This is a genomic window from Ruegeria sp. CI1, from assembly GCF_056536925.1.
This window is the reverse complement of sequence record NZ_JBQFQP010000012.1, coordinates 1-11,940: the sequence shown is the minus strand read 5'-3', so window position 1 is coordinate 11,940 and position 11,940 is coordinate 1. Positions and strand designations below refer to the sequence as shown.

At 61.1% G+C, this 11,940-nt stretch carries 11 protein-coding genes; 7 read left to right on the top strand and 4 right to left on the bottom strand.

The window, feature by feature from the left end; translation table 11 throughout:
• Positions 1-24: 24 nt before the first annotated feature.
• On the bottom strand, positions 25-1,038 hold the full coding sequence (locus ACR0LZ_RS14795) for an NAD-dependent epimerase/dehydratase family protein (RefSeq protein ID WP_480750609.1): 1,014 nt from the start codon (positions 1,036-1,038) through the stop codon (positions 25-27).
• Between the two features lie 223 nt (positions 1,039-1,261).
• Between ACR0LZ_RS14795 and ACR0LZ_RS14790 the strand changes: the two genes are divergently transcribed.
• Genes ACR0LZ_RS14790 through cydB form a run of 7 tightly spaced genes read left to right on the top strand, consistent with a single transcriptional unit; the run spans position 1,262 to position 7,595 of the window.
• Positions 1,262-1,417, top strand: a complete 156-nt coding sequence (locus ACR0LZ_RS14790) for a DUF5993 family protein (protein ID WP_480750608.1) — start codon at positions 1,262-1,264, stop codon at positions 1,415-1,417.
• Between the two features lie 9 nt (positions 1,418-1,426).
• On the top strand, positions 1,427-2,011 hold the full coding sequence (locus ACR0LZ_RS14785) for a disulfide bond formation protein B (protein ID WP_480750607.1): 585 nt from the start codon (positions 1,427-1,429) through the stop codon (positions 2,009-2,011).
• Positions 2,012-2,039: 28 nt separating this feature from the next.
• Entirely contained in the window at positions 2,040-2,399 is a 360-nt protein-coding gene (locus tag ACR0LZ_RS14780; RefSeq protein ID WP_480750606.1) for a DUF3302 domain-containing protein, read from the top strand.
• A 21-nt stretch (positions 2,400-2,420) separates the two neighbouring features.
• Positions 2,421-3,566, top strand: a complete 1,146-nt coding sequence (locus tag ACR0LZ_RS14775; RefSeq protein ID WP_480750605.1) for an HlyD family secretion protein — start codon at positions 2,421-2,423, stop codon at positions 3,564-3,566.
• Between the two features lie 26 nt (positions 3,567-3,592).
• Positions 3,593-5,149, top strand: coding sequence for an efflux transporter outer membrane subunit (locus tag ACR0LZ_RS14770; RefSeq protein WP_480750604.1), 1,557 nt, complete (start codon positions 3,593-3,595; stop codon positions 5,147-5,149).
• Between the two features lie 48 nt (positions 5,150-5,197).
• Entirely contained in the window at positions 5,198-6,586 is a 1,389-nt protein-coding gene (locus tag ACR0LZ_RS14765; protein ID WP_480750603.1) for a cytochrome ubiquinol oxidase subunit I, read from the top strand.
• A 1-nt stretch (position 6,587) separates the two neighbouring features.
• Positions 6,588-7,595 (top strand): cytochrome d ubiquinol oxidase subunit II, encoded by a 1,008-nt coding sequence (cydB, locus tag ACR0LZ_RS14760; protein WP_480750602.1) that lies wholly within the window; start codon positions 6,588-6,590, stop codon positions 7,593-7,595.
• A 112-nt stretch (positions 7,596-7,707) separates the two neighbouring features.
• On the opposite strand, the gene ACR0LZ_RS14755 is transcribed toward cydB, so the two are convergent.
• The 3 genes from ACR0LZ_RS14755 to ACR0LZ_RS14745 all read right to left on the bottom strand — a co-directional run bounded on the left by ACR0LZ_RS14755 (position 7,708) and on the right by ACR0LZ_RS14745 (position 11,630).
• Positions 7,708-8,031 carry a YidH family protein gene (locus ACR0LZ_RS14755; protein ID WP_480750601.1) on the bottom strand — a complete coding sequence of 108 codons (324 nt, stop codon included), beginning with the start codon at positions 8,029-8,031 and terminating at the stop codon, positions 7,708-7,710.
• Between the two features lie 9 nt (positions 8,032-8,040).
• Positions 8,041-10,650, bottom strand: coding sequence for a bifunctional lysylphosphatidylglycerol flippase/synthetase MprF (gene mprF, locus ACR0LZ_RS14750; protein WP_480750600.1), 2,610 nt, complete (start codon positions 10,648-10,650; stop codon positions 8,041-8,043).
• A gap of 104 nt (positions 10,651-10,754) precedes the next feature.
• Complete coding sequence (locus ACR0LZ_RS14745) at positions 10,755-11,630, bottom strand: fumarylacetoacetate hydrolase family protein (RefSeq protein ID WP_480750599.1); 876 nt, start codon at positions 11,628-11,630, stop codon at positions 10,755-10,757.
• Positions 11,631-11,940: the final 310 nt, after the last annotated feature.

Sequence of the window (11,940 nt, the reverse complement as noted above, 5' to 3'; positions counted from 1 at the left end):
CCCCGCCGAACCGGCGAGAGGGGACTATTTGCCGTAATAGTCGCGATACCAGTCGACGAATTCGGCAAGTCCCTTGCGGATATTGGTCTCGGGCCGATATCCGGTCAGGCGCTGCAGCAGGCTGGTATCGGCCCAGGTGGCGGGCACGTCGCCCTTTTGCATCGGCATATAATTGCGAACGGCCTTCTTGCCGAGCGCATCCTCGATCGCTTCGATGAAATCCAGCAGGCGCACCTTGTCGGAATTGCCGATATTGACGATCCGGAAGGGCGCGATAGGCGAGAGGCTGTCGCCATCCTCGATATCGGCAGTGCTTTCGGGGCGCACCGGCACCGCGTCGATCAACAGGCGGATACCGCGCACCAGATCTTCGACATAGGTAAAATCGCGATACATGTCGCCGTGATTGTAGACGTCGATGGGGCGGTCGTTCAGGATTGCGTCGGTGAACTTGAAATAGGCCAGATCGGGGCGGCCCCAGGTGCCATAGACGGTGAAGAACCGAAACATGGTGGTGGGCAGGTTCCACAGATGGGCATAGGAATGGCCCATCGCCTCGTTCGCCTTTTTGGTCGCGGCATAGATGGTGAGCTGATTGTCGGCCTTGTCCAGTTCGGTGAACGGCATGTCCTCGTTGGCGCCATAGATGGACGAGGTCGAGGCCATCAACAGGTGTTCCACCTGAAGGGTGCGCGCCACTTCCATCACGTTGAAGGTGCCGACGACATTCGATTCGACATAGCTGCGCGGGTTTTCAAGGCTGTAGCGCACCCCCGCCTGGGCGGCGAGATGGATGATGACATCGGGATGAAATTCCTCGGCTACCCGCATCAGGCGCTCGTGATTTTCCAGCATGTCTTCGGTCGCGGTAAATCCCGGTGTCTGCATCAGCATCTGGTGCCGACGGCGTTTCAGGGCGACATCATAGTAATCGGTCATTCCGTCATAGCCGTGCACCCGGAATCCTTCGGCCAAAAGGAGCCTGCACAAATGAAAGCCGATAAACCCCGCAGAACCAGTAACCAGTATGTTTTTCATTTTGTCCCTCATGCCATTGGGCAACCTTGTGAGCCAATTCCTGCGGTTTGGTCAATGTACGGTCGAAATTTTCTTCAGATGTATCCAGCGCAGCGGCGGACCCGCCGTGGCGTTTCACGGGCATTTGGGGCGCAATGTCAGCAGGCTTGCCACAACAGAACCGGACTGCCACTATGGCGGGACTGGTTACAGGTGTTTTCGCCCGAGACAGGAGGTCGGAGCGATGATTGCGTTGCTTTTCGCGCTTTTGGTTGTTTGCATGATCCTTTCATTCTTCGCGCTGAACCGCGTTGCCTATTCCGTGTTTGCGGTCACGTTTCTGCTCAGCCTCTATTGGTTGAAATACCACGCAACTTCTGTCCTCACGATTCAGTTGTAGGGTGTGCGTATGACGTTGAGTTTTGAAACTTCACGCAATCTGAACGCAGTCGGGATGCTGGCGGTTTGCCTTGTGCTGGCGCTGGCGCTTATCTTTCAGCTTTGGCTTTATGAACTGCCATGCCCCCTATGCCTGTTGCAAAGGGTCGGATTTGTTCTGGTTGGGTTCGGGATAGGCCTGAACCTTCTCTACGGTCCGCGCGCGCGCCACTATGCGCTGATGCTGATCGCCGCGGTCTATGGTGGCAGCGTGTCCATCCGCCAGATTCTGCTGCATATCGTGCCGGGCACCGGGCATTACGGGTCACCGGTTCTGGGGCTGCACTATTATACCTGGGCGGGGATCGCGTTCTTTCTGGTCATTGTGGGCACATCGGTGATGTTGTTGTCCGAAGGGCAATATGAACGGCCCGCCGATCCGCAATCCGCAAAGCGCTTTGGCGGCAACAGGCTGGCAAAGATTGCTTTCTTCACGATGCTTGCGCTGGCTGTGCTGAACGCAGGCTCGGCGCTTCTGGAATGCGGGCCGACGGTCTGTGCCGATCCGCCGACGGATTACAAGCTGCTGGAGGATGCGGGCACAAGCGGGTCGTGACGCACCCAGGACAAAGAGGAGGAGACGGATGGGATTACTGGGACAACCGTTGGGGTATTATGACTACCTGACCTTTGCGGCGCTGATCCTGTTGCTGGTCGCGTTCATGGCGCTGGTGCTGTTCATCATGGGATTGCCCGGCCGCATCGCCATCAGCCGCAATCACCCTCATGCCGAAGCGGTCAAGATCATGGGCTGGATGGGGTTTCTGGCGGTGGTGCCGTGGGTGCATGCCTTTATCTGGGCCTTCCACGAGGGCGTCACCGTCGATATTCGCCGCAACCCCGATCAGGAGCGCGACGCGATCCGCAAGGAAATCGAACGGCTTGGCGGAAAGGTGAAGCCTGAATATCAGGACCCGCCAACCGACGAAGAGTCCAAGGCGTAACCAGTAGTGAGTTGACCCCATATGTTCGTCGCCGTTGGCATCACCCTTTTCTACATCATTTTCGTCTGGTTCATCTTCTTCAAGGCGAAACTGCTGACATTCAACATCTACTGGGGCGTCGTCTCGTTCTGGGTGGGTGCGCATCTGCTGTTGATCTTTCTGGTCGCTCTGCGGTTTTTCCAGCCCTTCTCGGTCGATGCGCATGTGGTGCGTTCGACGATCCAGATTGTGCCCAAGCTGACGCAACCGACGATCCTGAGCGAAGTGCTGGTGACGCCGAACCAGCCGGTCAAGAAGGGTGATCCTCTGTATCGGTTCGACAAGACGATCTTTGAGCTGGCGGTGAATTCGGCCAAGGCGCAACTGGCCGCCGCCGAGCAGAACGTCAAGATCATGGAACAGGATGTAAAGGCCGCGACCGAGGCGGTCGAACGGGCGACGGCACAATTGGGATATGCAGTCAATCAGCGTCAGCGGTACGAGAAACTGGTGCCCGCCGGTGGCGCGCGGCAGGATGAACTGGAACGCTGGGTCGAACAGGTGACCGAGGACGAGGCGCAGGTTCGGCAGGCCGAGGCCAACCAGAAAAAGGCCGAATTGGCACTGGAATCCAATATCGACGGGGTGAATACCGGGGTGGCGCAGGCCCGTGCGCAACTGGCCGAGGCCGAGTACTTTCTGCAGAACACGACGATCTATGCGCCCGAGGATGGAATGATCGTGTCGCAGCAGGCCCGGCCCGGTCTGGTGGTGGGCGACGTCCGCCTTGGGGCCATCGCCAGTTTCGTAACCGACGACAACCCGTACATTCTGGCCACATACCGCCAGCAAAACCTGAAATTCGTGGAGCCGGGGCAGGAGGTCGAGGTCGCCCTTGATCTCTATCCGGGCGAGATACTGCCCGGCAAGGTCGAAGCGGTCTGGTGGGCCACGGCGCAGGGGCAGTATCTGCCGTCAGGGCGTCTGCCCGAGTTTGTGCTGCCCAAGCTGCCGGGCCGGATTGCGGTGCAGATCACGGTGGACCTGCCCGAGGGGCACGAGCTTCCGGCGGGCGGCCATGCGGCGGTGGCGATTTACACGGGGCAGGGGAAAAGCTTTGAGTTTCTGCGCCGGATCAACATACGCTTGTACAGCTTTGCCAACTTTATCCGGCCACTGGATATCTGATGGAGTTTTTTTCGGATGAACCTGGGATGGTGAGACGCGTTCGGGTCAAATTAGCGGGGCTGTGCCTCATGGCGGCGGTGGCCTGTACCCCGGTGGGTCCGAATTTCGTTCGTCCGAACTCGCCGGTCATGAAACAGTGGATCGAGGCCAACAGTCCCGGCGCCAGCCAGCAAAGCGGTTTGACCGCCCGCAGCGCGCCGGTGGTGAAATGGTGGGAGACGTTCAACGATCCGACGCTGAACAAGCTGGTGGCCGAGGCCTATGCCCAGAACCTGACGCTACAGATTGCCGGCGCGCGCGTGTTGCAGGCGCGGGCGCAGTTGGGCATCGCCTTTGGCGAGCTTTACCCGCAATCGCAGGTCGTCGGCGCCTCGGCCACGCGGCGCGAGATCAGCGACAATATCGGCCCGGTGCGCGATATCCGCCGCGTCATTCCGCTGGATACGGAATTTGCGACCTCGGAAGTCGGGTTCGACGCACAGTGGGAACTGGATGTCTGGGGCGCGCAGCGTCGGGGCACGCAGGCGGCCAAGGCCAATCTGGCAGCACAGGTGGCCAATTACGATGATGCGCTGGTAACGCTGACCGGTGATGTCGCGGCGATCTATGTCAACATCCGTGCATTGCAAGAGGCGCTGGCGGTTGCCCGCAGGAATGTCGAACTGCAACAGCAATCCTCTGATCTGGCGCAGCTGCGGTTCAACAACGGCGTCACCACGGAACTGGACGTGCAGGAGGCCACGGCGCTGCTCAACAACACCAAGGCGCTGGTGCCGGGGCTGGAAAGCGATCTGCAGCAGGCCAAGAACGCCCTGGCGGTGCTGCTGGGGGCGCCGCCGTCGCGGATGACCGGCCTGTTGGGCAATTCCGGTCGTATCCCTTCGGGCCGGGCCAATGTGGCGGTCGGCGTTCCGGCCGAGTTGCTGCGCCGCCGCCCTGATATCCGCGCGGCAGAACTGGAGGCCGCCGCGCAATCGGCGCAGGTCGGCATCGCGATGGCGGACCTTTACCCGCAATTCATCCTGACCGGTTCCATCGGCTTGCAGGCGTCGTCGGGCAATGACCTGTTCAGTTCCTCCAGTGGCACCAGTCTGGCAAGCGCCGGGGTGGTGTGGAATGTGCTCAACTATGGCCGGATCAAGAACAACGTGCGGGCGCAGGACGCAGCGTTTCAGGCCTTGGTGGCGAATTACCAGAACACGGTTCTGGTTGCGTATTCCGAGGTCGAAAACGCCATGGTCGCCTATAGCGAGGCGCGCAAGCAGGTGGGGTTCTATCAGAAAAGCGTCGAGGCGGCGAAACGCGCCGCCGACATTGCCGTGGCGCAATACGGCGACGGGACGGCGGATTATTCGCGGGTGCTGAACGCGCAGACGGCCCTGCTGCGGTCCGAGGCGGATCTGATCGATGCGCGGGCCTCGGTGTCGGAGAACCTGATCGCCATCTACAAGGGATTGGGCGGCGGCTGGCAGATCCGGCAGGGGCGCGAGTTTTTGCCCGATACGGTTCTGGCCGAGATGGCCTATCGCACCGACTGGGGCGATCTGTTGGAGAAAACCCCGACGGGGGTGAGTTTTGACTGAGGCGGGTGCGGTACGTGACCGGGTTCCTGTCGGGAAAGTGAGGCTTGGATGTTTGCCAATCTGACCGCCGAAACCCTGGCGCGGATGCAGTTTGCCTTTACCGTCTCGTTCCACATCATATTTCCGGCTCTGTCCATCGGGCTGGCGAGTTTTCTGGCAGTGATGAATGCGCTCTGGCTGACCACAGGCGAGCAGGTCTATCGCACCCTGTTCGATCACTGGCGACGGATATTCGCGGTTGCCTTTGGCATGGGCGTAGTGTCGGGCGTGGTGATGTCGTTTCAGTTTGGCACCAACTGGGCCGGGTTCGCCGACAAGGCCGGCCCGGTGATCGGGCCGCTGATGGCCTATGAGGTTCTGACCGCCTTTTTCCTCGAAGCCGGCTTTCTGGGCATAATGCTGTTCGGGCGCGATCGTGTGGGCAACGGGCTGCATATGTTTGCAACGGCCATGGTGGCGTTTGGCACGCTGTTGTCGGCCACGTGGATTCTGTCGGTGAATTCCTGGATGCAGACGCCTGCGGGGTTCACTACCAACGACGTCGGGCAATTCGTGCCGACCGATTGGGGAGAGGTCATTTTCAACCCCTCGTTCCATTACCGGCTGAGCCACATGGTGCTTGCGGCGTTCCTGACCACCTCGTTGGTGATTGGTGGTGCGTCGGCCTGGGTGTTGCTGCGCGACCGGGCCGACCCGGCGGCGCGGCGCAGTTTTTCGATGGCGATGTGGGCGGTGATCATCCTGGCACCGCTGCAGATGTTTGCGGGCGACGCGCAGGGCCGCAACACGCTGGTTTATCAGCCGGTCAAGGTCATGGCGATCGAGGGGCATTTCGAAAGTTATCCGGATGGCGCACCGCTGGTTCTGTTCGGCATTCCCGATCAGAAGAATCAGCGCATCGACTATGACATCTCGATCCCCAAGCTTTCGAGCCTGATCCTGAAACACGACCTGAACGCGCCGCTGGACGGGCTGGACACGGTGCCTCTTGAAGATCAGCCGCCGGTCGGCATCGTCTTTTTCAGTTTCCGCATCATGGTGGGGCTGGGCGTGACGATCCTGCTGCTGGGTCTTTGGGGCGTGTGGGCGCGCTGGCGCGGGGGGTTGTTTCAGTCCGCATGGCTGCTTCGTGCCGCAGTAGCGCTGGGGCCCGCCGGGTTCGTGGCAATACTTGCGGGCTGGGTCACGACCGAGGTCGGGCGGCAGCCTTATACCGTTTACGGGGTGTTGCGCACGTCGGATTCGGTGTCGCCGGTCGAGGCTTCGGCGGTTGCCTCCAGCCTGACGGGGTTCATCGTCGTCTATGGTTTGGTATTCGCCGCAGGCGTCACCTATATCCTCCGCCTCATGTCCTCAGCGCCCGATGTGGGTCTGCCGGAACATGCGGGCAAGCCGGTGAACGTGGCCAGCCGTCATCCGCTGGACAGGAGGGGCTGAGATGCTGGGGATCGAGCTTTCGACCATCTGGGCCGCGTTGATCGCATTCGGGGTTCTGGCCTATGTGGTGCTGGACGGGTTCGACCTTGGGGTAGGAATCCTGTTCCCGGCGGCAAGATCGGCGCGCGAACGGGCGCTGATGATGGATTCGGTCGTGCCCGTCTGGGATGGCAACGAAACATGGATCGTTCTGGGCGGAGGCGGTTTGTTCGCGGTGTTTCCGCTGGCCTATTCCGTGATCATGCCCGCACTTTACCTTCCGATTTTCGGGATGCTTCTGGGGTTGGTTCTGCGCGGCGTCGCGTTCGAATTCCGCTGGCGCACGCAGAACTGGCGCTGGTTCTGGGACGCCGCGTTCTGGTGGGGGTCGCTGCAAGCGGGCTTTCTGCAAGGCGTCGTTCTGGGCGGCCTGGTTCAGGGCATATCCGTTACGGGCCGCAAATTCTCCGGGGGGACGTTTGACTGGCTGACTCCGTATTCGATCCTGTGCGGGGTGGCGGTGGTCACGGGCTATGCCCTGCTGGGATCGACCTGGCTGAACCTCAAGCTCGAAGGGGAGTTGCAGGCCCGGATGCGCCATCTGGCGCGCCGTCTGACTTTTGCGGTTCTTGCCTTTATAGCCCTGGTTCTTTGGCGCACCGCCTTGCTGGAGCCGCAGTATCTGGACCGCTGGCTGAGCTGGCCCGCCGCCGCTTATTCGGTTGCGATGCCGCTGCTGGTTCTGGGCACGGGCTGGCGGTTGTTGCATGGCCTTGCGAGCGGGCGGGACCTGAGGCCGTTCCTGTCGGCGCAGTTGTTGTTCGTGATCTGCTATGTCGGGGTCTGTATCAGTTTCTATCCCGACATGGTGCCGCCCTCGCTGAGCATCGCCGAGGCGGCCGCGCCGGACAAAAGCCTGAGGTTCGCGCTGATCGGGGCGCTGATCCTGGTGCCGGTCATCCTGGCCTATTCCGGGTTTTCCTATTGGATCTTCCGGGGCAAGGTCGATCCGTCAAAGAGCTATGACTGATGGGCAGACGTCGTACGTTCACCCGTCTGGGCTGGTTCGCTCTCTATTGGGCGGGAGGAGTCGTGGTGCTGGGAGCGGTGACGCTGCTGATCCGCTGGGCGATCGGCTGACATTACTGAGATACGTGCAGCGCAAAGGCGCCAAGCAGGCCAAACAGGAACACGATCAAAAGCAGCAGCAACGCATCTGCCACCAGCGTGTCGTCCTCGACGTTGTCCTTCGATGCGATGTTCCTTTTGATGTGTCGCATGCGCAAATAGGCGAGCACCAGAACCACACCTCCGGCGCCCAGCATCGAGGCCTCGGACCAGAAGGCCGCCTTGTCGCTTCCCAGCCGCGCGGCAACCAGTCCAAATCCGATGATCCCGATGACCGTCCGAACCCAGGCCAGAAAAGTGCGCTCGTTGGCGGCGTGGTCGCGAAATTTGTCGATCATCGCCGCCTCCTATTTGGCCAGTCCGCGCAGGCCGCCGGAAATCAGGATATTGACCTCGTACAGCACCTGCGCGGCGGCCAGACCGCCGGGACTGGCCAGATAGTTCGGCGTCCATTCCGGGTCGAATTTCTGTTTGAAGGCGCGCAGCCCCTCGAAGTGATAGAAATGCTCGCCATGCTCATAGACCAGCCCGCCGATCCGATTCCAAAGCGAGGCCAGCTGCCGGTTCTCGATCCCGGAGAACGGCGCGGCACCCAGCGAGAACCAGTGAAACCCCTGCTGTGACCCCCACAGCATCATTTCGGCAAACAGTGCGTCCATGACAAAGCTCGGCGCGTCGGGTTCATAGCGCATCAGGTCAAGCGACAGCTCGCTTTTGTGCCCGCCCTGAAACAGGTTGGCAAAGGCTACGATCCTGCCATCCTCGCCATTGCGCAGGACCGCGTGGTCGAAATTGGACATATAGGCATTGGTGAATGCCCCAAGGGCAAAACCCTTTTCCTGGCCTTGCTTGTTGGTCAGCCACCTGTCCGAGATACCGTGCAGTTCGGATAGGATCGCAGGCACGTCCCTGCGCGGCACCACTTCGAACACATAGCCTTCACGCTCGGCCCGGTTGCGGGCTTGCCGGAACCGTTTCTTGGACGAGCCGTCCAGCGTGAACCCGGTCAGATCGACCCGCGCCACCTCGCCGATTTTCAGGATCGACAGCCCGAGGTCGAGGAAAGTGGGCAGGTACCGGGGCGATACGCTGTAAAAGGCGCATTTCTTGCCTTCGCGGTCGGCCATTTCGCGCAGCTGCCAGATCAGCTGACGCCCGGCCTCTTCGTCGCCGACAGGTTCGCTTTTGGAAATCAGCGAGGCGCCGGTATCGGCATAGGCTAGAAAGGCCGTTTCGTCTGGCGAAATCAGGAACAGCTTGTCGCCGGACAGCGAGATCTGCGACTCGGTATCGGGGCTTTCCAGCGCCAGTTTCCGCACCACCTCGGGGATTTCCGCCGGCGCACTGGTCTTGACCGGCTTGCTGAGGAACGAGTTGAAGGCAACCGCAACCAGGATGATCGCCACTACAAGGCTGGAGCGCAGGAACCGGGAGGCATCGCCGTGCCACGCGAAATCCCACCAGAGCGCATTCTGATAGGCCACGTGGCCATAGGCATACATACCGATCCAGAAGATCGCCGCCATCAGGGCGAGGATGCCGATGAACCACGGGATGTTCAGGCGAAAGATCGACGCGCCGGACACCCGATAGAACGCGCCTCGAAAAAGGCCCAGCAGGGTGATGCTGAACAACATGCAGATGGCTTCTTCGGCATCCAGCCCCTTGTTCAGAGACAGAACAAACCCCACCGCCATCAGCAGCATCGCCACCACCCAGGCGCGGTAAAGCTTGCGGTAAAGGCCGCGCGATACCAGAACCAGCAACAGGCCGACCACGCTGCCCAAAAGGTGCGAGGCTTCGACAAAGGACAGGGGCAGAAAATCGCGCAGCACACCCAGCCGACTGGTGTCGGCGGGCAGCGCGCCGGAAATCAGCAGGATCACTCCGGCCAGCATCGCCACCGCCGCTGCCGCCATCGGAACCACCGGGCGGGTCATGCGATAGGCCCATGTGGCCGCGCCCTTGACCGCATGTCGTCGGGCGATGGCGCTGGTTATGGCGATGGTAGTGCAGGCCACGAGGAAGGGCACGAACGTATAGACCAGCCGGTAGAGCAGCAGCGCGGCGATCACGTCGGACCGGCCCGACGCGCCCAGCCCGGCAATCAGCGTGGCCTCGAACACGCCGATACCGCCCGGTGCGTGGCTGAGGATGCCGAGTGCGATGGCGGCAATGAAGATGGTGAAGAAATACGGAAAGCTCGAAACCAGATCTGCGGGCATCAGCACCTTGAGCGTCAGCGCCGCCCCCAGGACATCACCGATGGCCGCCAGCGTCAGCAGGGCAGCCAGCCGGAATCCCGGCAGGTCAAAGCCGAAGCCCAGAAAATCGAACCGCCGCGCGCCGCCGGTCAGCCAGCCAAAAAGCAGCGCCAGCGCCACCAGAAAGCCGATGCCGATCACGGTCTCGATCATGTCCGACAGTGGCAGGACAGTGGACAGACCGCTGGGGTGCAGAGTCAACAGAACCCCCAGTATCAGGCACAGCCCCATCCAGAACGCCACCCATGAGGTGGCGATCACCCCCGCCACGCGGCCAAGATCCAACCCGAGCGAGGCATAAATGCGATACCGGACGGCAGTGCCGGTGATATAGGAAAAGCCCAGAAAGTTGGAAATCGCATATCCGCTGGCCCCGGCGATCCCGGCCACGCGGGCCGGAACCTGGCCATCGGCCACGCTGCGCACGGCCAGAATGTCGTAAAACGAGATCGACAGGAAACTGACCGCCGTCCAGACCAGCGCCAGCGCCAATGTGCTCCATTTGCTGTCGGCGACATCCGCCTTGACGTCCGTCCATTTGACATGCGCCGACAGGTCCCGCAGCACGACAAAGGCGATGGCCACGATCACCAGCGGCATCACCAGTTTCAGCAGCGGATGTGCCAGCAGACGGGAAACCCGACCGGGCAGGTCAAGGGGCGGTGTGTCCTGTGTCTGTTCGGTGTTACTCAACGATCATACCCGGTTCCTGCGCTACAAGTGCCGCCCCTGCGCGGGCGCGAGACCTGCAAGCCGTTGGCATCGAAGGTTATCCTCGCACAGTTGACGCAACCTGCCTAGTGTTCGCCGATTGTGGTTCCGGGGGCCTGGTCCGCCGAGACAAGCCGCTGTCGCTGAACGCCCAGGCCTTCGACACCCAGTTCCACCACATCGCCCGGTGACAGATACACTTGCGGATTTTGTCCCATCCCGACACCCGGTGGCGTGCCCGTACTGATCACGTCGCCGGGATGCAGGCTCATGAACTGCGAGACGTAAGAGACAAGCTCGGCCACGCCAAAGATCATCGTGGCCGTGTTGCCGTTCTGGCGGGCCGTCCCGTTGACGTTGAGCCAAAGCTTCAGGTTCTGCGGATCCGGCACTTCGTCAGTTGTCACCAGCCACGGGCCGATGGGGCCGAATGTGTCGGCGCTCTTGCCTTTGACCCACTGGCCCCCGCGCTCCATCTGAAAGCTGCGCTCGGATAAGTCGTTGGCAACGCAATAACCGGCGACATGGTTCAGCGCCTCGGCGACAGGCACATATTGCGCCGCGCGGCCGATCACCACCGCAAGCTCGACCTCCCAATCCGTCTTGACGGATCCCCTCGGGATGATCACGTCGTCATTGGGCCCGCAGATGCACGACGTGGCTTTCATGAACAGAATGGGTTCCGTCGGTACCGGCAGCCCCGATTCCGCCGCATGGTCGGAATAGTTCAGGCCGATGCCGATGAACTTGCCCGGCCCGGCAACACAAGGGCCGATTCTTTCGGTATTCGGCAAGACGGGCAGTCCTGCCAGCACCGCCTGACCCAGTTCCGCGAGTTTGGTCGGCTCGAGGTTCGATCCCCCCCAATCCGCCACCAGAGATGAGGCGTCCAGCCGCCGCCCGTCATCGTCCAGAATCGCCGGCTTCTCCTGCCCCGGCTGCCCGATACGCATCAGTTTCATTTCGTCATGTCCGCCTTGCTGTCGACTGTCCCGGCAACCCTAGGGAATTAGGGGCGTCTGGCAAATACTTCCGGGCGCATGCGGGGCCGAAACCGACAGGCCCGATGCAAAGTGCTGCGGTAAAACCGACTCGCGGTACTTGCAGGTGGAGTGGATTCTTGTGCCGCCAAGATGGGCGTCCACAACATATGGTGCGATGGTCCGATTGTTTGGGGTTTTGTTTTGTTATTTTTTGGGCTGTGAGTTTTTGGTGTTTGTTTTTTTGGTTTGATTTGGGTGGGTGTATTTCTTGTAAGGTTTTGAAAACAGG

Bases quoted from the DNA above. Each gene is read 5' to 3' on its own strand.
- ACR0LZ_RS14795 (WP_480750609.1), bottom strand. From the start codon at position 1,038: ATGAAAAACATACTGGTTACTGGTTCTGCGGGGTTTATCGGCTTTCAT.
- ACR0LZ_RS14770 (WP_480750604.1), top strand. From the start codon at position 3,593: ATGGTGAGACGCGTTCGGGTCAAATTAGCGGGGCTGTGCCTCATGGCG.
- ACR0LZ_RS14755 (WP_480750601.1), bottom strand. From the start codon at position 8,031: ATGATCGACAAATTTCGCGACCACGCCGCCAACGAGCGCACTTTTCTG.
- ACR0LZ_RS14775 (WP_480750605.1), top strand. From the start codon at position 2,421: ATGTTCGTCGCCGTTGGCATCACCCTTTTCTACATCATTTTCGTCTGG.
- ACR0LZ_RS14765 (WP_480750603.1), top strand. From the start codon at position 5,198: ATGTTTGCCAATCTGACCGCCGAAACCCTGGCGCGGATGCAGTTTGCC.
- ACR0LZ_RS14790 (WP_480750608.1), top strand. From the start codon at position 1,262: ATGATTGCGTTGCTTTTCGCGCTTTTGGTTGTTTGCATGATCCTTTCA.
- ACR0LZ_RS14785 (WP_480750607.1), top strand. From the start codon at position 1,427: ATGACGTTGAGTTTTGAAACTTCACGCAATCTGAACGCAGTCGGGATG.
- ACR0LZ_RS14745 (WP_480750599.1), bottom strand. From the start codon at position 11,630: ATGAAACTGATGCGTATCGGGCAGCCGGGGCAGGAGAAGCCGGCGATT.
- cydB (WP_480750602.1), top strand. From the start codon at position 6,588: ATGCTGGGGATCGAGCTTTCGACCATCTGGGCCGCGTTGATCGCATTC.
- ACR0LZ_RS14780 (WP_480750606.1), top strand. From the start codon at position 2,040: ATGGGATTACTGGGACAACCGTTGGGGTATTATGACTACCTGACCTTT.